The organism is Brevibacterium sp. SIMBA_078 (assembly GCF_046534565.1).
Taxonomy (GTDB): domain Bacteria; phylum Actinomycetota; class Actinomycetes; order Actinomycetales; family Brevibacteriaceae; genus Brevibacterium.
The window spans coordinates 995,056-1,014,125 of record NZ_JAWRYQ010000001.1; the positions used below are offsets into that span (position 1 = coordinate 995,056).

The following is a 19,070-nucleotide window of genomic DNA, read 5'->3' on the forward strand; positions in this document are numbered from 1 at the left end:
CAGTGACGTTCCTGCAATGAAGGAGGAACCCATGACCGCCGACCCCGCAACCGGCACACCCGCACCGACCACGGCTGCGACCGACGCGTCCGCCGATCCGCTGCTCCAGCCCTTCGAGCTCGGCAGGCTCACGCTGCGCAATCGCATCGTCTCGACCTCGCATGAGCCCGCCTACACCGAGCTCGGCATGCCGAAGGACCGCTACCGGCTCTATCACCGGGAAAAGGCCCGCGGCGGTGTCGGTCTGACGATGATCGGCGGTTCGGCCATCGTGTCCAAGGACTCCCCCGCCGCGTTCGGCAATATCGACCTGTCCACCGACGAGGTGGTTCCGTGGCTGTCCGCGATCGCCGGAGACTGCCACGACGAAGGCACGGCGATCATGATCCAGGCGACCCATTTGGGCCACCGTTCCTCGAACTTCGCCGGCGACTGGCTGCCGCTGGTCTCGGCTTCTCGGACTCGGGAAGCCGCGCACCGGTCATTCACGAAGGCGCTCGAGGACTTCGATATGGATCGCATCGTCGCGGACTTCGCATCCGCCGCCGAACGCGTGGCCGCCGCCGGATTCGACGGACTCGAGGTCATGCACGCCGGTCACCTGCTCGATTCCTTCCTCGCCCCGTGGCTCAACGACCGCGACGACGAATTCTCCGGCGAACTGGAGAATCTCATCAAGTTCCCGATGCGCATCATCGACGCCGTGCGCGCCGCTGTACCGGATGATTTCGTCCTCGGCATCCGCATGGCCGTCGACGAGCGTCGCGAAGACGGCATGGACGAGGCGAGGGCCACCGAGATCCTGCGAACCTACACCGATCACGGCATCGATTTCCTCAACCTCAACGTCGGAATGATCAACTCGGACCGTCAGCTCGCCGAGGCGATCCCCGGCATGGGCACCCCCTCGGCCCCCTGGCTCGAAACCTGCCGCCGCATCCGCGAGGGCATCGACATCCCCGTCCTCCACGCCGCGCGCATCTCCGATGCCGCGACCGCCCGGTTCGCGATCGCCGATGGCTGCCTCGACCTCGTCGGGATGACCCGGGCGCAGCTGGCCGACCCGTACCTGGCGCGCAAGGTGGCCGAAGGTCGTGAGGACGATATCCGTCCCTGCGTGGGCGCCAACATGTGCCTCGACTCGATCTACACCTCCGGTTCGGCCACCTGCATCCACAATCCGGCCAGCGGTCGCGAGGCCGATCTGCCGCAGGAGGTTCCCCACGATGTCACGACTGGTCCCAAGCATGTCGTCATCATCGGCGCCGGTCCGGCCGGGCTCGAAGCCGCCCGTGTCGCGGCCGTGCGCGGTCACCGGGTGACCCTGCTCGAGGCGGAGGACGCCCCCGGCGGGCAGGTCCGCATCGCCGCCCGCTCGCAGCGCCGCCGCGACCTCATCGGCATCATCGACTGGCGTGTCCAGCAGTGCAAGAAGCACGGCGTCGACCTGCGACTGAACACCTTCGCCGAGGCGGACGACATCCTCGGCCTCGACCCCGACGTCGTCATCGTCGCCACCGGAGGGGTTCCCGATGCCGGATATCCCTTCCGTGAGCTGGGCCCGAGCTTCGACGTCTGGGACGTCATGGACGACCGGCTCAAGTCGAAGCAGCGGGTGCTCGTCTTCGACGATCACGGGTTCTACCCGGCGCTCGACGCCGTCGAACGCCTGGCTCGGGCCGGTCAACAGGTCACCTATGTCAGTCCCGAACGCACGATCGGCATCGACGTCGGGTCGATGAACTCCCCCGCCTATCTTCAGGTGTTCTCCGAATTCGGAGTCGAGGTCCGCCTCGGCGAGCGTTTGGCGAAGAAGCCGCGGATCGAGGGGAAGGAGATCGTGGCGATGCTGCGCAACGACTATTCGGATCGGGAGGCGGAGGTCGTCACCGATGCGGTGGTCGTCGATTTCGGGACGACGCCCAACGATGAGGTCTATTTCGAGCTCAAGTCGCGGTCGGCGAACCATGGGGCGACGGACCTCGGGGCGTGGGTGCACGGACAACCGCAGCCGGATTCCGGTTCGGATCCCACCACCGACTCCGAGGCGGGGCACCCGTTCGCGCTGTACCGGATCGGTGATGCCGTCGCCTCCCGCAATGTGCATGCGGCGGTACTGGAAGGACTGAGAGTGGGAATGGGGCTGTGACGGAGACTGTGACGACGATCTGTACGAGTGTCGACTTCCATACTGCCGGCGAACCGTTCCGGATCGTCGCCGAACCCCCGGCCGAGATCCCCGGTCGCAGTGTGGCCCAACGGCGGGAACTGGCCGTGCCAGGTTCGGCGGCCGATGATCTGCGCAGGCTGCTGTGCTTCGAGCCGCGCGGTCATGCGGACATGTACGGCGGTTTCATTACCGAACCCGATGACGATGGGGCCGATTTCGGGGTCCTGTTCTGGCACAAGGACGGCTTCTCCACAGCCTGCGGTCACGGGACGATGGCGCTCGGCGCATGGGCGGTGTCAGCCGGGATCGTCGCCGTCGATCCGTCCGGGACCACGGAGGTCACGATCGACGTGCCCTCGGGTCGAGTGCGCGCGCAGGTGCACACGGACGCCGAAGGGCGGGCCAACTCGGTGGACTTCGTCAACGTGCCCAGCCGCCTCGTCGCCTCGGGGCTCACGGTGGATACGAGCCTGGGCCCGGTGACGGTCGACCTCGCGTGGGGCGGGGCGATCTACGCGCTCGTCGACGTCGCTCAGTTGGGTGCCGCTGCCGGTTCCTCTCAGGCCGCCGAGGTGGGCCGCCTCGGTGAGGTGAGCTGCGAAGTCGTGCCTGAGAATCTCACCGCGCTCATCGCCTTGGGCCGCGAGGTCAAGGCGGGTCTCGCCGATCATCCGGACACCGTCCACCCCGAAGATGACCGGCTCTCCGGGGTGTACGGCACGATCTTCGTCGACCGGTTCGGCACGCTGCCCAGCGGCGAACTGCATCAGCGCAATGTCACGGTCTTCGCCGACGGTCAGGTCGACCGCTCACCGTGCGGATCGGGAACGGCGGCTCGAGTCGCCGCTCTCCATGCCGCGGGTGAGCTCAGCGCTGGACAGACGCTCGTCCATGAGTCGATCGTCGGCACGACATTCCGAGCGAAGGTCCACGAGGAGACCGCCGACGGCGTCATTCCGGTCGTCACCGGCGGCGCCCACCGGGTGGCCACTTCGACGTTCGAGGTCAACCCGCTCGATGATCTCGTGCCCGGGTTCGTGCTGCGGTGAGTCTCCGTTCCTCGTCGATCAGTGCTCGAGGATGATCTTTCCGGTCGTCGCCCGGGACTCGAGCGCTGTGAAGGCGGCGGCCACCTCGGTGATGGGGAACCGGTCGCCGATATCGATCTTGAGGTCTCCGCTGCGGATCCAGCCGAAGATCTCGTCCGTGTGAGTGCGGAGCTCTTCCGGGGTCCGGACATGGTCGGCGACGGTGGGGCGGGTGAGGAAGAGCGAGCCCGAGGTGTTGAGGGTATTGACGTCGACCGGATCGACCGGTCCGCTGGCGTTGCCGACGACGACGATGGTGCCGCGGGTGGCAACGGCTTCGAGGTCGCCGTCGAAGGTGGTCTTGCCGACCCCGTCGTAGACGACCGAGGCGCCCCGGCCGTCGGTGACCGCGCGGGTCCTCTCGGCGAAGTCCTCGTAGCCGAAGATGTGGGCGGCGCCGTTCTTCCGGGCGATCTCCGCTTTGGCCTCGGAGGAGGTCGTGCCGATCACTGTGGCTCCCTTGAGCACCGCAATCTGGGTGAGCAGCTGACCGAGTCCACCGGCGGCCGCGTTCGTCGCCGCCTACCTCAACCACATCGCGCGCAATCTCGACCTCGTGCTCCTCACCGAAAGCAGCTCCCCGAAAGGACGCTTCGACCGAGAGACCTACCTCTTCTGGCGGCGCCCCGTGGAGATCCTCATCACCGACACCTGGACGACCGGGGCCCCGAGTCGTCGGACGCGAACGCACCCAAGCCCGATCTGATCCGAACCCGTGCCGAGGCGGTCATGGCAGTTCTGTCCGCCGCACAGATCGACCAGTGGCTGCACAGACAGGAGCGCGCACTCGACGAGCTGACCCCTCAGATTCAGACGATCGTCACCGCGATCGCCTCACAGCAGGGACCGACACGCCGCATCCCGGATCGCAGAGGCAAGGCGTGGTGCGAATAGACTGACAGGTGTAATCCAGGTCACACTTGGGAGTCGCAGGAGGCCAGCCGTGGGCAAGTACATCCTCCGGCGTGTGCTGCTGATGATCCCGATCGTCCTCGGTGTCGCCACGCTGTCCTTCATCCTCATGAAGCTTGCCCCCGGGGACCCCGCCGCCGCCTATCTCGGCGACAAAGCCACTCCGGAGAACGTCGCTCAGCTTCGTCGGGCCTGGGGTCTCGACGAACCGATGATCATCCAGTATCTCCAGTTCCTCGCGGGCCTCCTCGTCGGTGACTTCGGACAGTCATTCATCTTCCAGACCTCCGTCGTCGAGCTGCTGAAGCTGCGGATGCCGGCCACCCTGCTGCTCATGCTCGTGTCTCTGGTGTTCGCTGTCGTCATCTCCGTCCCGCTGTCACTGTGGGTGGCGGCGAAACGATCTGCCGCCTCGGCGATCGTGTCCAGGGTCTTCGCCGCCACCGTCCAGGGCATGCCGGCTTTCTTCGTCGGCACCCTGCTCATCCTCGTCCTCGGGGTGAACCTGGGCATCTTCCCGGTCGGCGGCTACGGCAGCAATTTCGGTGAGCACCTCTACTCCCTCGTCCTGCCCGGTCTCGCTGTCGCACTGACGATCTGCCCCGTGCTCATCCGCAGCCTCACGGCCGCACTGAACGATTCGATGTCGGCCGAGTACACGAACTTCGCCCTGTCGAAGGGACTGAGCAGGAAGCGGACGGTGATCGACTATGCCTTCCGCAACGCCGGAATCACAGGTGTTTCGATCCTCGGCATCCAGGTCGGCCACCTCGTCGGCGGTGCCCTCGTCGTCGAGAACGTCTTCGCGATCCCCGGTGTCGGCTCACTCCTGATGGAAGCCATCCTCGCTCGCGACTACGACGTCGTGCAGGCGCTGACTGTGATCTTCGGTGTCCTCGTCGTCCTCGTCTACCTGCTCACCGATGTGGTCTACAGCATCGTCGATCCACGTGTGCGGCTGGGGGCATGATGAGCGAACCGATGACCTCCCCCACGGCGACCGGTGCCGGTGGCCCCAATGGGAAACCGCCGCGGACTCGCGGCGGCACTGCGTCCCGAGCGACGCCGACCGCGCGGTTCACGCTTCCCCTGCCGGCATTCCTGCGACGGCACAATCTGCAGCTGTGGATCGGTGCGGTCATTCTCGGTGCGATGGTGCTGCTGCTCGCCGTCGGACCGCTCTTCGTCACCGACGACCCCAATCGGCAGGACCTGCTCAACACCTTCGCCCCGTCTTCGGTCGCGCACCCACTGGGCACCGATCAGCTCGGACGAGACGTCCTCTCCCGCTTCCTTCACGGCGGTCGCGTCGACCTCATCGTCGCTGTCGTCGCCGTCATCGTGCCCTTCATCCTCGGCACGGTCCTCGGTTCGCTGGCCGGGTACTTCGGTCGCTGGGTCGACATCGTCATCATGCGCCTGGCCGATATCGTCTCGGCCTTCCCGTTCTACGTCCTGGTCATCGTGCTCGTCTTCGTCATGGGCAACGGAATGGGCAGCATCTTCGTCGCCATCAGCGCCGTTTCCTGGGTGGCCTACGCTCGCATCGTCCGCGGCGAGGTGCTCGTCCTCAGAGAGCAGGAGTTCATCTCCGCCTGCCGCGCCTCGGGGCTGAGCACTCCCCGGATCCTCACCCGCCACATCATTCCGAACACCGTCAGCCAGGGCGTCATCTACGCGATGAGTGACATCGTGCTCAACATCGGCGTCGTCGTCACCCTCAGCTACTTCGGCATGGGCATCGTCCCGCCGACCGCCGACTGGGGTCAGATGATGAATGACGGTCAGCAGTACATGGGCACCGGCAACTACGGCCTCATCCTGTGGCCGGGGTTCGCCGTCGTCATCGTGTCCTTCGCGCTGGCGCTCATCGGCGACGGACTGACGAACACGCTGAAGCCGAAGAGGTGACCATGCCCATCCTCGAAGTGGACTCCCTCACCGTCGACATCGACGGAGAGGCCGGACGGCGTCGGATCCTCGACGACGTGTCGATCAGCCTCGAGGCCGGTGAGCCGATGGGTCTCGTCGGCGAATCGGGATCGGGCAAGTCGATGACGCTGCGCAGCATTCTCGGAATGCTCCCGCCCGGCGCGTCCGTCGTCGACGGAGAGATCCGGTTCGACGGTCGCAATATCCTCAGCTCCGGGCCTGGCGGACGATTCGATCAGCGCATCCGCGGCACCGGCATCTCGATGGTGTTCCAGGAACCGGCCATCGCGCTCAACCCGGTGATGAAGGTCGGCCGCCAGATCACCGATGCCATCGCCGAGCGCAGAGGACTGTCGAAGAAGCAGGCCCACGACCTCGCCGTTGAGCTCATGGACCGTGTCGGCATCACCGACCCCGACCACAGAGCCGGACACTACCCGTTCCAACTCTCGGGTGGAATGCGTCAGCGCGTTATGATCGCAGCGGCGTTGGCGCAGGAGCCGCAGGTCCTGCTCTGTGACGAACCGACGACGGCGCTCGACGTGACGATCCAGGCACAGGTGCTCGATCTCTTCCGCACCATGCAGCAGGACGAGGGTCTCGGGCTGCTCTATGTCACCCATGACCTCGCGGTCGTCGCTCAGCTGTGCTCGTCGATCAGTGTGATGAAGGACGGGCAGATCGTCGAACACGGTGTGCTGCAGGAGGTCTTCGACGATCCCCAGAAGGAGTACACGCGTCGACTGCTGACAGCGACTCCGCGCATCGATGAGGACGTTGACGATGCGGGCCTTGCCGAGGAGACACGATGACCGAGACTCAGCCTTCGTCGGCGCCGGTGCGCGGTCTGCGCGCCGAGAACGTCACCGTCACCTTCGGACGTGGTGACCGCGCCTTCACCGCGGTCGATTCCGCCGACCTGCAGGTCCTCCCCGGCGAGATCGTCGGACTCGTCGGCGAATCGGGTTCGGGAAAATCGACCCTGTCTCGAGTCATCTGCGGACTCCAGCGCGACTACGACGGCACGGTGAGCGTCGACGGTCGGGAGTTCGCACAGAAGCGCACGAGCGCACAGTGGCGGATCGTGCAGATGGTCTTCCAGGACCCCTTCGCCTCCCTCGACCCCCGTTATACGGTGCGGGCGACCCTCGCCGAGGTGATCCGCCATCATCGTCTCGCCTCCGGTGCCGCTCTGCGGGCCAGGTGTGCGGAGCTCATGGAGATGGTGCGGCTTCCCGAGGAGTTCCTCGACCGCACCCCGACCGCTATGTCGGGAGGGCAGAGGCAGAGGGTGGCGATCGCCCGAGCGCTTGCCGTCGAGCCCAGCATCATCGTCGCCGATGAGGCCGTCTCCGCCCTCGACGTCAGTGTTCAAGCTGAGATCGTCGCACTCTTCGCCCGACTGCGCGAGGAACTCGACCTGTCAATCCTCTTCATCTCCCATGACCTGGCGGTCGTCAAGAAGCTGTGCGAGCGGATCTACGTCATCCACAACGGACGTCTCGTCGAAGAGAACACCACCGAGGAGATCTTCACGTCCCCGCGCGACGACTACACGAAGACACTGCTGAAGGCGATACCCACCTTCGACAGCGCTTACCTCGATCGGATCCGAAGAGGGGAAGGGTGATGGCCAAGAGATTCGCAGCGGTGACTGCCGCGCTCTGTGCCTGCCTCCTGGTCCTCGCAGGGTGCAGTTCATCGGGAGAGAAGACTGCCCGGCCCGGAGGCGACCTCGTCTTCGCTCGCGCCGCCGATGCCACAACTCTGCTGCCACCCACGACGACCCAGAATGAAGACATCTGGACGCTCCAGCAGGTCTACGAGACTCTCACGCTCAACAAACCCGACGGGTCCGGGGTCGAACCGGGGCTGGCAACCGATTGGGAAGAATCGAAGGACAAGATGTCCTGGACCTTCCACCTGCGCGAGGGAGTGAAATTCCACAGCGGCAAGACCCTCGACGCCGACGATGTCGTCTTCTCCCTCAACTATGCGCGGGATCAGGAGGATGAGAACAATCTCTGGGCAGCCGAATTCGACCCGATCAAAGACGTGAAGAAAGTCGATGACCACACGGTGCGCATTGACCTGAAGCAGCCGTGGGGTCCCCTGCCCAGCTATATGGCGCTGTTCGCCGCATCGATCTACCCCGATGACTTCGGCGGACACGACGCCGAGTACATGGCAGCGCACGCAGACGGCACCGGGCCGTTCGAGGTCGGCAGTTGGAATAAGGGACAGAGCCTCGAGCTGGTGAAGAATCCGGACTACTGGGAGGACGGCGTCCCCGCTCTGGATTCCGTGACCTTCAACGTCGTCGCCGATGACAACACTCGTCGCCTGCAGCTGCAGGGCGGCCAGGCCGATATCAATCAGGAGCCTGCTCCATTGAGCATGAGTCAGCTTTCGCGCTCTCAGGACATCAATGCCCAGGCCTTCACCTCGACCAAGATCCTCTATTTCAACATCAACAACAAGGAGAAGGGACTCGACGATCCCAAGCTGCGCCGTGCTATGTCGTATGCGGTCGACCGCAAGTCCATCGTCGAGGTGGTCTACGCCGGTTATGCCGAGCCCGCGACTTCGTTCATCTCACCGGGTCTCGCCGGTCATGCGGACAAGGTCGACAGCAGCCAGTTCGACATGGAGAAGGCCGAACAGCTGGTCAAGGAGTCTGATCATCCAAACGGAATCGACATCACTATTCAGATTCCCTCGGGTGTCGCCGATCGTGAGCTGCTGGCGCAGATCGCCCAGCAGGCGTGGCAGGACATCGGCCTGACCGTTCACGTCCAAAAGCTCGACGATGCGACTCTGACGACGAACCGCACGAACGGCGACTTCCAAGTTCAGGTCAGCTATGCGACGTCCGATGTCTCCGACACTTCGCAGATGATCAACTTCCTCGCCGTCACCGACGACTCCGGGGTTCGTTCGGGCTATGCCAACCCCGACGTGGAGAAATGGGCCGAGCAGGCCGTGGCCGAAGAGGACCCGAAGAAACAGAACGAGCTCTACGCCCAGATCCAGCAGCAGGTCGCCGACGAGGCCCCGATCGTACCGATCGCCTACCAGCGGGCGCTGTACGGAATGAGCCGGGATGTCGTCGGCTTCGAACCCTACGTCCTCGGCACCTATGGGCTGAAGGAGACGAAGCTCAAGCACTGAGCAGGCAGCTCACCTCTCGACGACGATATCGGTCAGCGGAGTCGAGCAGCAGGGCAGGAACTTTCCGGCAGCGATCTCCTTCGGCCGGATTCCGCCTGCATGCTTCATCTCGACTTCGCCGCTGATGAGCACGGACTTGCAGGTTCCGCACGCGCCTTCCGAGCAGGATGAGGGCACCGACAGTCCGGCGTCCAGAGCAGAGTCGAGGACTGTCGTGGACTCATCACAGTCGACCACGCGCCCGGAAACCGCGAACTCGACGACGTGGCTCACTCCAGTGCCGCCGACGACGCCGGCTCCGGCGGCTTTGGCTCTCGCACCTGCCTTGGCCAAACGGTCGGCAGGTGACGTGGCGAAGACGAACGATTCCTCATGCATTCGCGCCGATGCCACCCCCGCCTCGGCGAGCAGGGGTCGTACCGCCTCCATATACGGACCCGGCCCGCACACGAAGGTTTCGCGGTCGGCCGCGTCAGGGACCACCTCGGCAAGGGTGGACGCATCGATCCGACCCCGCCGACCGGCCCAGGTCTCAGCCTCGGAATCCCTGGAGCACAGGATGGTGACGCTGACTCCGGCGACCTCAGCGAGCTGTTCGAGCTCGGCGCGGAAGATGATGTCCAGCGGCGTCGAGGCGCTGTGGACGAAGACGATGTCGGTGCCCAGCCCTCCCTGTCTGGCCAGCAGGCTGCGCACCATCGACATGATCGGGGTGATTCCGGAGCCGGCGGACAGGAAGAGGTGGCGTTCGGCCCGATGGAAGCTCGTGCTGAACAGCCCGTACGGCCCGTCCACGTGCAGCTGATCGCCGACCCGCACGTTCTCGTGCAGATGAGTCGACACTGCTCCCCCGGCCACGCGCTTGACCGTGACGGTGAAGATGTTCGTGCCGAAGGGCGCCGAGGAGATCGAATAGCAGCGCTCAAGGCCGAGCTCGGGGATGCGCATCGTCACATACTGACCCGGCGCGAAGTCAACGGCGGTCATCCATCCCGCCCGCAGCTCGAAGGTCTTCACGTCGTGGGTCACCTGGGTGATTCCGGTGACCTCGACGGGGCCGGTGAGCAGTTCCGGGTCGAGTTGCAGTTCGGCGAGCATCGGGCCATCCGATGCAGCGGGCACCCGGTCGACCGGCGCGGCGAGCGCGGTCTCGACTGCCGTATCGAAGGCCGGCGGGGCGGCCGTATCGAAGGCCGACTCTAAGGCGGCCGCGAGTGCGGGTCGCCTGCCCCGAGTGGGCACTCGGAACGTCGCCTTGCCCACGGGCGCGGATGCAGCCTGGGCGAATGTCGAATGGCGGTACCTCATCGTCGCTCAGCTCCTTCCAACCGCACGGTTCGCTGTTCTCGATGGGCCTTGAGCCGTTCGATGTACCAGGTGACGAAGTCATCGACTTGCGATTCGGTGGGGGCATAGGGTCCCGGCACGTACGCCGGCGACGAGATGCCCAGGTGCCCGCGTTCACAGAAGGTCGCATCCTGTTCGTTCGTCTTGAGCCACACCGTCGTGAGGTTGTCGAGGTCGTAGTCGGCGCCTTCTTCCGCATCGGCGTGGACGAGCCAGGTCGTGCGCACCAGCGTTTTATCCTCGGCCAACGGCAGCAAGCTGAACGTCACCACGTGGTCACCCATCGCGTGGAACCACATGTTCGGCTGCACGTGCAGCGAGGCCCGGCCCAGAACGAAAGTGTCGAGGTTGCCCAATAATTTCGCCGAGGCGGCCGATCCGTCCATCGTGTACGACTCGCCCTTCCCGTCGAGAGCTGCCCGTTCGATCCGGAATCCGGTGGGCCGTCCGCTCAGCTCCTCGACGAGGGCATAGGGCAGGCCGTTGCGGTCGCAGTCGGCATGCAGCTGGTCCTCGGCGTCGAGGTACCGCTGGTACGCCGGCTGCAATCGCTTGGGAATCTCGTCTGGTTCGTAGCCGTAGGTGGGGAAGAACGTGCACGTCAGCTCCGGGTGGCCGGCTTCGCAGTGGTAGCACTCGCGGTTGTTCTCCATGACGAGCTTCCAGTTCGAGTCCTCGATGAGGTCACTCTGCGCAGCCACCTTCGTCCCGGCGATGTCATGCCCGGTCAGATAGGGCTCGATGACCTCGGCCACCTCGTCGATGTCGTCCGGTGGGGTGGGGCTGAGGCAGATGAAGATCAGCCCGCCGATGACGCGGAGGTTCACCGAGCGCAGCGAGAAGCAGGACCGATCAAAACCGGGAGCTTGGACACCGGCGGAGATGAGTTCGCCCGACGGCGTGTACGTCCACTGGTGGTAGCCGCAGACGATGTTGCCCACGGAACCGGACAGATCATTGAGCAGCCGCGTGCCCCGGTGGCGGCAGACATTGTGGTGTGCCCGGATCTCACCGTCGTCATCGCGGATGACGATGACCGAATAGGCACCGATGTCGATCGTGAGGTAGTCGCCGGGCTCTGGTACTTCGGCGCTTGATGCAACGAAGATCCACGTCGAGGCGAAGATCGCCTCGATATCGCGCGCGAAGAATTCCGGACTGATGTAGAACGGCGCCGCCAGCGAATAGCCGGGCACACGTTCGTCGATGAGCCGGTCGATATCGGTCCTGCCGTGCCCGCCCGATCCGGCGGCCGCACCCGACCCGGCGGGTCCGCTCGTGCTGGAATCGGTCCGCTTCTGCTCTGGTGCCAGAGTCAATTCGTCCACCACCTCGTTGTGATCGCGTCGGCCGCTTCTCCTGCCGGCTCCTTCGCCGACCGCGACCGCGGAGTTCGTGCTCCTGCCCCCAGTGTCCGCCAGAGGTTTGCTGAAGAAAAGCGAATCTTCTTCATCCGAAACGTGCAATACTATTGCATGATCGATCCGCGTCTCCACGTCCTTCGGGTCCTTGCCGAAGTCGGCACCCTCACCGAGGCGGCTCACCGCCTCGGATACACCCCTTCAGCCGTATCGCACCAGCTCAGAGGCCTGTCGAAAGATCTCGGCGTGCGCGTCGTCGAACCGCGCGGTCGCGGACTCGTCCTCACTCGCGCCGGTCAGCTCCTCCTCGAACGCTCGCAGGAGCTCTTCACCAGGTGGGAGGAGATCCGAGGTGAGCTCGACGGCCTCGGCACCGGCCTGGACACGCGCACCAGACGGCTGCGCCTGTGCGGCTTCTCCACTGCCGCGGCCGCGCTGCTTCCACCGACAGCCCTGACGGTGATGGAGCGATTCCCGGGCGCCGAGGTCACGATCATCGAAGCCGACCCCGAGGAGTGCTTCGACCTTCTCATCTCCGACCATGCCGACGTCGCCGTGGTCGTGGCCACCGACCCGCTGCCGCCGCGCAGCGATCCCCGTTTCGAGCAGTCGGCGCTGTTCAGCGATCGCCTCGATCTGCTGGTTCCCGTCGGACATCGCCTGGCAGAGAAGTCGACGGTGGCGTTGAGCGAGGCCGCCGAGGAGTCCTGGATCCTCGACCGGTCGGGTTCGCCGTATCACCGTCTGGTGCGCACCGCGTGTGCGGCTGCCGGCTTCCAACCGGAACAGGCCCATCAGTCACGGGAGTGGGAGACGGGGGCGTCGTTGGTCTCGGCAGGACTCGGTGTCGCGCTCATTCCTCGCCTGGCACGTCTGCCGGACGGCTTCGATGTGGTGCGTGTGCCGCTGCGCGGTGATCCGGTGCCGTCGCGGAAGATCCTCTCGGGCATCCGCCGCGGTTCGGGCGCTCAGCCGATCATCGCCTCGGCGTTGGAGGTCCTCCGGGAGTCTGCGGAAACTGCGGCCCGCCAGGGGGCATGACCCTCCAGATCTGCGGTCGCATTCGACGCCGCTTCCGCGCGACGACGGTGGTGAGCACGATCCCGGCGATGAGCACCAGAACGGATATGACAGCCACTACGAATCCGGTGGTGTAGAAGCCGGAGGCGAAATCGTCGAAGGCGTCGACGTTGCCACCGCCTCCGAGGAGGAACAGGAACATCGGGATGACGAGGATGCACAGTCCCACCCCGAGGCCGAGGACTCCGGCGATGATGAGGAGGATTCCCGGCACCACGGACGGTTTCTTCGCGGGCACACCTCCCGGCGGGACCCCACCGGGCTGGATCATCTGCGGGTGATAGGTCATCCGGGCCTCCTTCGTCTCTTCCGATCCTATCGGGACTCGAAACCACGCCATGACCTGCGCGTAGAGTTGAAGCGCACACTCACCGATCGCGGACAGTGGACTGACCACGGCGAATCGGGCCTCGCTTCGAAGGGACGGCACCACGATGGATGACACGACTGCCGACGGCCGGTCCGACAACGAAACTCAGGCTTCCGCACCCGGGGGCACGGCCGCCTCGGCGCAGGGTGGGAGCCTCAAACGCACGATCGGTCTGAGCGAGCTCGTCTTCTTCGGACTCGTCTTCATCGGTCCCGCGGCCGCCGTCGGCGTATTCGGCACCCTCGATGCCCGCTCGGGCGGAGCCGTGGCACTCGTCTACATCGTCGCGACGATCGTCATGGCCTTCACCGCGGTCAGCTATATGCGCATGTCACGGGAGGTCCCCCGCGCGGGCACGGTGTTCGCCTACGCCTCGGCGGGAATCGGAAAACCGGCCGGCTTCGTCGCCGGATGGATGATCCTCCTCGACTATCTCTTCATCCCCTCGGTCGCCTATCTGTTCACCGGGATCGCCCTGAACTCGATCTTCCCCGCGCTGCCCGTTTGGGTGTTCGTGGCCGTGGCCGTCATCCTCACCACCGGGCTCAATCTCGCCGGGGTCAAGGTCGCCTCCCGCGTGATCACCGGGGTCGTCCTCGCAGAGGTGGCCGTCCTCGCCCTGGTCCTCGTCCTCGGCATCGCCTACCTCATCCAGCACGGCCCGACGCGGGGATGGCTGACGCCGCTGACCGGGGTCGATGCGTTCTCCGTGACCGCGGTGCTCGCGGCCGCGTCCGTGGCCGTCCTGTCGTATCTCGGCTTCGATTCGCTCGCGACATTCTCCGAGGAGGCCAAGGGCGGTCCGCGGATCGTCGGCCGGGCCACGCTCATCTGCCTCGTGCTGGCCGGTGTCTTCTTCGTCGCGCAGACCTGGGTGGGCAGTCTGCTCTCGCCGCTGACTCCGGCGGACCTGCAGGCCGACCCCGCGCTCGAGGGTGCCGCCTACTACGACGCCGTCGACTCGACTCTCGGCCCGTGGCTGCACTGGCTGCTCGCCTTGGCCAAGGCCGTGGGTGCGGCGTTCTCCGCGATGATCGGTCAGGCCGCTGGCTCCCGCATACTCATGGACATGGGACGGTCGCGTCAGGTGCCGAAATTCCTCGCCGAGGTGGCCCCGAAGACCGGTGTTCCGTGGAAGGGAATCCTCGTGGCCGCCGGTGGCAATGTCATCGTGGCCGGGTGGGCGGCGACCCGTGCCGATGGTCTCGACCAGCTGACCTCGATCGTCAACGTCGGGGCGCTGACGGCGTTCATCTTCCTTCAGGCCTCGGTGGTCGGATATTTCCTCGTGAAGAAGCAGGGCAGCGAGACTCCCAACTGGTTCAACCACGGCGTCATTCCGGTCATCGGCGCCGCTCTGCTCATCGCAGTGCTCGTCAGCGCGAATCCTTTGGCCCTGGTCATCGGGGCGATCTGGCTCGTCATCGGCATTGCGGTGTTCGCGGTGAACAACCGGCGGCGAATCCACGGTTGAGCCGCTCAGGTGGCCCTTCGTCAAGCCATCTGGGCATGAGACAAGCGGGCCGCCTCGGCGATGGAGTCGTCGGTCGGACCGGCTCGAGGTCTCAGTCCTGCAGGCGGGTCGTTCCTTCGTGGCCGCCGGAGGTGTTGAGCTGTTTGGCATAGCAGCTGTCGGGGCCGAGACCGTGCGATGAGCACCAGGACAGGGCGTCTTCGGGATCGTCGTAGCCGATGCCGACGACGGTCACCCAGAAGTTGTCTTCTTTGAAGCTGCTGAAATCGCCGGACCAGATGAGCTTCACGCGGGGGAACTCTTCGCGCAGTCCTTCGAACTCCTCGAGGATCGATTCTTCGTCCCAGGTCTTCCCTTCGGCTTCGAGGCCGACCTTCTTCGAACTCAGCTGCGGCACCCATTTGCCGTTGAGTTCGCTCTTCGCTGTCTGTCCGTCGGAGTCGGCGAGCTGTTTGAGTGCCTTCTTCGGGTCGTCGGGAAGCGCCGATTCGGACTCGGTGGGTTCGGGTGCTGAGCTGGCCGTGGCCGAACTGTCATCACTGGCGGTGCTCGTCGGCTCAGTCGTGGAGGCGACGGTGTCGGGATCCTCGGAGTCCTTGGAGAAGAAGGTCGGGTTCGGCCGGTCAGCAGTCGTACTCGGCTCCGCAGGGAATGTACGCCGCGCAGCCGTACGCGGGTCCGGCCCAACCCTTCGACAAGAAGAAGGCGAAGCTCGTCTCAGTCGTCGCCGGCGGTGCCGCCCTCCTCCTCGTGGCCGCGATCATCGTCGTCACCCAGCTCAACGGGCACATGTTCGGCCCCGAGGCGACGGTGGAGAAGTACTTCTCGGAGCTCTCCGACGGTGACGCCGAAGGTGCACTCAAGGTCGCCGACGTCGACGTTCCGCAGGAGTCACGCACCCTGCTGACCAACGACGTCCTCGGCGGCTCGAAGGCACTGCCCGACGATGTCACCGTCGAAGACGCCGAGATCTCAGGAGACACGGCGACGGTCGCAGTCACCTACGATGTCGGCGGTTCCAAGGGCAACAGCACCCTGACCCTGCACAAAGCGGGGAAGAAGGCGCTGTTCTTCGACGACTGGGCGCTCAAGAGCCCGGACCTGCTCACTCTCACCGTCGACACTCCCGGCCTCAAGAAGGTCAAGGTCAACGGAATCGACGTCGACAGCGACGGGTCGACCCTGTCCCTGCCGGCCTTCCCCGGTCTCTACACGATCGACCTGGCCGAGAGGTCCGATCTCATCACCGCCGACGCGGTCGAGGTGCGGGCGTTCCTCGGCGATGACGCGAACATGGAGGGCGAGGAGACGCCGCTGCTCGCCGCCCATCCCTCGGACGCGTTCCGCAGCGAGGTCGACAAGCAGGTCAAGACCCTCATCGACAGCTGCGCGAAGAAGACGGTCGCCCAGCCCGACGGGTGTCCGTTCGGATCCTCGCTGGCCGAAAGCTATGACGCCACCGGCCTCACCTGGTCGATCTCGTCGTATCCGACGGTGACCGTCGCCGATGACTCCATGGGCGCCGACCAGTATTCGAACCCCGAGGACGCGACCGGTCCGAACGGCGGTCCGGCGTGGCTGATCTCCTCGGACACCTCCGGTGAGGCGCTCGTGACTGGCAGCTATGACATGTTCGACGAGTCCGAACCCTTCGATGACACCGTGTCCTTCGACCTCAACGGCACGGCCGAGATCGTCGACGGCAAGATCGTCATCACCGTCAACGACGACCCCTGGGACTGGTGACCGAGGCGGCGTAACCCGCCCGGGGCACGCCGTTCAGTCGACGAAGATCGCCGAGGCGGGGCTGCTGATCCGTTCGACGAGCCCCAGTCCGTCGTCGACGTAGGCGACGCGTTCGTCGCCGGGGACCATCGCCCCACCGGTGAGCCACACGAGGTGGACCCCGGTCGAGGACCGAGCCGCCGCCTCGCCCATCCGCCACGGAATGGTCAGCCCTGCGGTGGCGGAGGGTTCGACATCGATGCCGTCGGTCTCATGGAGCACGCCGACTCCAGCCCGGATGACCTCGTCGGGGACCGCGGCGAAACCGGAGATGAGCGGCCCGATCGTCGGTCCGATGAAGCGTGACGGGCGGGCGACCGCGAGTCCGTCGGCAGCGGTGGCTCCGGACAGCCCGATGTCCTGGACGGAGATGCCGCTGTGCCGACCGGTGCGCACTCCGAGGAACATCGCCGGCGCCTGGCTCGGTTCGACGAAGATGCAGCGCGCCGCAGCGCCGAAGACCCGTTTGAGCCCGAAGGTCACTCCCCCGGGCCCGCCACCGATTCCGCACGGCAGATAGACGGTGAGCGGATTCTGCTCGTCGATGGTCACACCGGCGGCCGCGAACTGGCGCTCCAGCCGCAGAGCAGCCACCGAGTATCCGGCGAAGAGGCTCACGGAGTCCTCGTCATCGACGAAGTGCGTGTTCTCGGCAGCTTTCGCCGAAGCGCGGCCGGCATCGACGGCTTCGACGAAGTCGCCGGCGTGTTCGATGACGTCGACCCCGTGGTCGCGCAGCATCGTCTTCTTCCATTCCCGGGCGTCGGCTGACATATGCACCGAGGCGGCGAAGCCGAGCCGAGCACTCAGGATCCCGATCGACAGCCCGAGGTTGCCGGTCGAACCCACGACGATGCGGTGGTTCGCGGCGATCTCACGAAACTCACGAGTCGAATAGGTGGCGGGGTCAAAAGAGTCGAGTCCGTGCTCGGCGGCGACCGCCTCGGCGAATTCGAGCACCTCGTGGAAGCCGCCGCGGGCCTTGATCGACCCGCTCACCGGCAGAGAGTCGTCGCGTTTGAGCCACAGCCGTCCGCCCAGCTCGGATCCGAACAGACCGTCGAGGCGATGCTGCGCCGCAGGCGCCGGAACCAGCGCCGATTCGATCATTCCGCCGCTGACACCTGGAAACGCCGATGCGAACTCGACCGGAACGGTCGCCGCCTCCGGGAAGGTCTCGGCGAACCAGGGCGCGAAGCGGTCGAACCGGGCCGCCGCGGAATCCATCATGTCCCCGAGGTCGGGCAGGACCGCCTCGGTGCCGGTGGAGCGGAGCCACGTAGTCGGGGCACCCGAAGCCAGGGATCGGATGATCTCGTCGGTGCTGAGTTCGTCAGGCAGGTCGGTCATGCCCCGATCGTAGCCCGGCGGGGTGCGGGCCTCAGCTCTGGACGATCTTCTTCGCGGACTCGAGGACGTCGGCGAGTTCGTTCAGCCATTTCGCGTAGCCGTCATAGGTATAGGCGCGTTTGTCGTCCCAGGTGCCGAGCTGGTCCTCCTTGACTGCGGGCAGGCTCTTGTACACCGGGTTGTCCTCGTAGTCGGTCGAGGCGTCGTGGACGAGGACGACGTCGGCCGGGTAGTCCGACATCTTCTCCCAGGAGACTTCTGCCCAACTGCTCTCTCCCGTGGCATCGGGGCCAACGAGGGTGAGCCCGTCCTCACTGAGCATCTCGGCGATGCCCAAGGAGTTCGAGGTGTAGTTGATCTCTGCGGTGAAGTTCGCCAGCAGCACTGTCAGCTGGTCCTGCTTCTTCGCCACGCTGCGGATGCGTGCCCGAGCGTCGTCGAAGGCCTTCCGCTTGTCGGCGATGGCGCCGGTGTCCGTGTCCTTGCCCAGCGCCTCGGCGATGGCCGCGTACTGAGCGAACATCGCGTCGGGGCCCTGTCCGCCGAGTTTGACCGGGACGAACGGCACGAGCTCACTGACCTGGCCTTTCACCTTCTCGTCCCACCAGGTCCACCCGTCGCCTGCTTCATTGCCGTAGGCGACGAGGATGTCCGGCTCGGCGACGGCGAGAGCCTCGATATCGAGTTCCATATCTGTGCCGACGACCTCGGCTCCTTCCGAGTCGAAGGACTTGCCCGGGGATTCGTTCTGTCCGAACCCGAAGACAGCGACCGGCGTGATTCCGTACTGCGCGAGACCGGCTGCCGAATAGAAGTCCGCGGCGATGCGCTTCGCCGGACGGTCGAGTTCGATCGTCAGCCCGTCATAGCCTTCCGGCGAATACGTGAAGTTCGGGGCGCTGCCCGCACTGCCGGAAGCACCGTCACCTGCATCGCCATCGGCTTCGCCGCGGCAGCCGACGAGGGCGAACGGGGCGAGAACGGACAGGGCAAGGAGCTGACGACGACGCATCGAGAGCCTTTCGGTGGG

General features: G+C 65.6%; 19 protein-coding genes. 12 read left to right on the plus strand and 7 right to left on the minus strand.

Annotated elements, in window-relative coordinates; translation table 11 throughout:
- Window positions 1–31 precede the first annotated feature (31 nt).
- Together SB749_RS04420 and SB749_RS04425 are read left to right on the plus strand one after the other, a co-directional pair.
- Window positions 32–2,149, plus strand: coding sequence for an FAD-dependent oxidoreductase (locus tag SB749_RS04420; protein WP_410709248.1), 2,118 nt, complete (start codon window positions 32–34; stop codon window positions 2,147–2,149).
- Window positions 2,150–2,157: 8 nt separating this feature from the next.
- A complete protein-coding gene (locus SB749_RS04425; RefSeq protein ID WP_410709249.1) occupies window positions 2,158–3,219 on the plus strand; it encodes a proline racemase family protein in 1,062 nt (353 codons plus the stop codon).
- 18 nt (window positions 3,220–3,237) lie between these two features.
- Here the strand turns inward: SB749_RS04425 and SB749_RS04430 are convergent, their stop codons facing one another.
- Window positions 3,238–3,744: a zinc-binding dehydrogenase gene (locus tag SB749_RS04430; protein ID WP_410709927.1), complete on the minus strand. Its 507-nt coding sequence runs from the start codon at window positions 3,742–3,744 to the stop codon at window positions 3,238–3,240.
- Between the two features lie 70 nt (window positions 3,745–3,814).
- Between SB749_RS04430 and SB749_RS04435 the strand changes: the two genes are divergently transcribed.
- The 7 genes from SB749_RS04435 to SB749_RS04465 are packed head-to-tail and all read left to right on the plus strand — an operon-like array spanning window position 3,815 to window position 9,273.
- The gene (locus tag SB749_RS04435) at window positions 3,815–3,964 is read left to right on the plus strand and encodes a hypothetical protein (protein WP_410709250.1); all 150 of its coding nucleotides are present in this window, start codon (window positions 3,815–3,817) and stop codon (window positions 3,962–3,964) included.
- Between the two features lie 23 nt (window positions 3,965–3,987).
- Window positions 3,988–4,152 (plus strand): hypothetical protein, encoded by a 165-nt coding sequence (locus SB749_RS04440; protein WP_410709251.1) that lies wholly within the window; start codon window positions 3,988–3,990, stop codon window positions 4,150–4,152.
- 49 nt (window positions 4,153–4,201) lie between these two features.
- Window positions 4,202–5,140 carry an ABC transporter permease gene (locus SB749_RS04445; RefSeq protein ID WP_410709252.1) on the plus strand — a complete coding sequence of 313 codons (939 nt, stop codon included), beginning with the start codon at window positions 4,202–4,204 and terminating at the stop codon, window positions 5,138–5,140.
- Between the two features lie 11 nt (window positions 5,141–5,151).
- Complete coding sequence (locus SB749_RS04450; RefSeq protein ID WP_139909407.1) at window positions 5,152–6,081, plus strand: ABC transporter permease; 930 nt, start codon at window positions 5,152–5,154, stop codon at window positions 6,079–6,081.
- Window positions 6,082–6,083: 2 nt separating this feature from the next.
- A complete protein-coding gene (locus tag SB749_RS04455; protein ID WP_410709254.1) occupies window positions 6,084–6,914 on the plus strand; it encodes an ABC transporter ATP-binding protein in 831 nt (276 codons plus the stop codon).
- On the plus strand, window positions 6,911–7,732 hold the full coding sequence (locus SB749_RS04460) for an ABC transporter ATP-binding protein (RefSeq protein ID WP_410709256.1): 822 nt from the start codon (window positions 6,911–6,913) through the stop codon (window positions 7,730–7,732). Before SB749_RS04455 ends, SB749_RS04460 begins: the two co-directional genes overlap by 4 nt.
- Entirely contained in the window at window positions 7,732–9,273 is a 1,542-nt protein-coding gene (locus SB749_RS04465) for an ABC transporter substrate-binding protein (protein ID WP_410709257.1), read from the plus strand. Before SB749_RS04460 ends, SB749_RS04465 begins: the two co-directional genes overlap by 1 nt.
- Before the next feature lie 9 nt (window positions 9,274–9,282).
- Here SB749_RS04465 and SB749_RS04470 read toward each other — a convergent pair whose 3' ends face one another.
- Both SB749_RS04470 and SB749_RS04475 read right to left on the minus strand, forming a co-directional pair.
- Window positions 9,283–10,581, minus strand: coding sequence for an FAD-binding oxidoreductase (locus tag SB749_RS04470; RefSeq protein ID WP_410709258.1), 1,299 nt, complete (start codon window positions 10,579–10,581; stop codon window positions 9,283–9,285).
- Window positions 10,578–11,939, minus strand: coding sequence for an aromatic ring-hydroxylating oxygenase subunit alpha (locus SB749_RS04475; protein ID WP_410709259.1), 1,362 nt, complete (start codon window positions 11,937–11,939; stop codon window positions 10,578–10,580). The genes SB749_RS04470 and SB749_RS04475 overlap by 4 nt, the downstream gene beginning before the upstream one ends.
- 156 nt (window positions 11,940–12,095) lie before the next feature.
- Here SB749_RS04475 and SB749_RS04480 point away from each other — a divergent pair, with 156 nt between their 5' ends.
- Window positions 12,096–13,022 carry a LysR family transcriptional regulator gene (locus SB749_RS04480; protein WP_410709260.1) on the plus strand — a complete coding sequence of 309 codons (927 nt, stop codon included), beginning with the start codon at window positions 12,096–12,098 and terminating at the stop codon, window positions 13,020–13,022.
- Here the strand turns inward: SB749_RS04480 and SB749_RS04485 are convergent.
- Window positions 12,958–13,350, minus strand: a complete 393-nt coding sequence (locus tag SB749_RS04485) for a hypothetical protein (protein ID WP_410709261.1) — start codon at window positions 13,348–13,350, stop codon at window positions 12,958–12,960. The genes SB749_RS04480 and SB749_RS04485 overlap by 65 nt on opposite strands.
- 145 nt (window positions 13,351–13,495) lie before the next feature.
- On the opposite strand from SB749_RS04485, the gene SB749_RS04490 reads away from it, so the two are divergent.
- Window positions 13,496–14,905: an APC family permease gene (locus SB749_RS04490; protein ID WP_410709262.1), complete on the plus strand. Its 1,410-nt coding sequence runs from the start codon at window positions 13,496–13,498 to the stop codon at window positions 14,903–14,905.
- Between the two features lie 91 nt (window positions 14,906–14,996).
- Here SB749_RS04490 and SB749_RS04495 read toward each other — a convergent pair whose 3' ends face one another.
- Window positions 14,997–15,302, minus strand: a complete 306-nt coding sequence (locus SB749_RS04495; RefSeq protein ID WP_410709263.1) for a hypothetical protein — start codon at window positions 15,300–15,302, stop codon at window positions 14,997–14,999.
- 254 nt (window positions 15,303–15,556) lie between these two features.
- On the opposite strand from SB749_RS04495, the gene SB749_RS04500 reads away from it, so the two are divergent.
- Window positions 15,557–16,651, plus strand: coding sequence for a hypothetical protein (locus SB749_RS04500; RefSeq protein WP_410709264.1), 1,095 nt, complete (start codon window positions 15,557–15,559; stop codon window positions 16,649–16,651).
- Window positions 16,652–16,684: 33 nt separating this feature from the next.
- On the opposite strand, the gene SB749_RS04505 is transcribed toward SB749_RS04500, so the two are convergent.
- Window positions 16,685–18,040: a D-serine ammonia-lyase gene (locus SB749_RS04505; RefSeq protein WP_410709265.1), complete on the minus strand. Its 1,356-nt coding sequence runs from the start codon at window positions 18,038–18,040 to the stop codon at window positions 16,685–16,687.
- Window positions 18,041–18,071: 31 nt separating this feature from the next.
- Window positions 18,072–19,052, minus strand: coding sequence for an ABC transporter substrate-binding protein (locus SB749_RS04510; RefSeq protein WP_370034812.1), 981 nt, complete (start codon window positions 19,050–19,052; stop codon window positions 18,072–18,074).
- Window positions 19,053–19,070: the final 18 nt, after the last annotated feature.

What these genes read in the sequence shown, in the direction of transcription:
- SB749_RS04420 (WP_410709248.1), top strand. Translation starts at nt 32, where the DNA reads ATGACCGCCGACCCCGCAACCGGCACACCCGCACCGACCACGGCTGCG.
- SB749_RS04440 (WP_410709251.1), top strand. Translation starts at nt 3,988, where the DNA reads ATGGCAGTTCTGTCCGCCGCACAGATCGACCAGTGGCTGCACAGACAG.
- SB749_RS04450 (WP_139909407.1), top strand. Translation starts at nt 5,152, where the DNA reads ATGACCTCCCCCACGGCGACCGGTGCCGGTGGCCCCAATGGGAAACCG.
- SB749_RS04455 (WP_410709254.1), top strand. Translation starts at nt 6,084, where the DNA reads ATGCCCATCCTCGAAGTGGACTCCCTCACCGTCGACATCGACGGAGAG.
- SB749_RS04460 (WP_410709256.1), top strand. Translation starts at nt 6,911, where the DNA reads ATGACCGAGACTCAGCCTTCGTCGGCGCCGGTGCGCGGTCTGCGCGCC.
- SB749_RS04465 (WP_410709257.1), top strand. Translation starts at nt 7,732, where the DNA reads ATGGCCAAGAGATTCGCAGCGGTGACTGCCGCGCTCTGTGCCTGCCTC.
- SB749_RS04470 (WP_410709258.1), bottom strand. Translation starts at nt 10,581, where the DNA reads ATGAGGTACCGCCATTCGACATTCGCCCAGGCTGCATCCGCGCCCGTG.
- SB749_RS04480 (WP_410709260.1), top strand. Translation starts at nt 12,096, where the DNA reads ATGATCGATCCGCGTCTCCACGTCCTTCGGGTCCTTGCCGAAGTCGGC.
- SB749_RS04485 (WP_410709261.1), bottom strand. Translation starts at nt 13,350, where the DNA reads ATGACCTATCACCCGCAGATGATCCAGCCCGGTGGGGTCCCGCCGGGA.
- SB749_RS04490 (WP_410709262.1), top strand. Translation starts at nt 13,496, where the DNA reads ATGGATGACACGACTGCCGACGGCCGGTCCGACAACGAAACTCAGGCT.
- SB749_RS04500 (WP_410709264.1), top strand. Translation starts at nt 15,557, where the DNA reads ATGTACGCCGCGCAGCCGTACGCGGGTCCGGCCCAACCCTTCGACAAG.
- SB749_RS04505 (WP_410709265.1), bottom strand. Translation starts at nt 18,040, where the DNA reads ATGACCGACCTGCCTGACGAACTCAGCACCGACGAGATCATCCGATCC.
- SB749_RS04510 (WP_370034812.1), bottom strand. Translation starts at nt 19,052, where the DNA reads ATGCGTCGTCGTCAGCTCCTTGCCCTGTCCGTTCTCGCCCCGTTCGCC.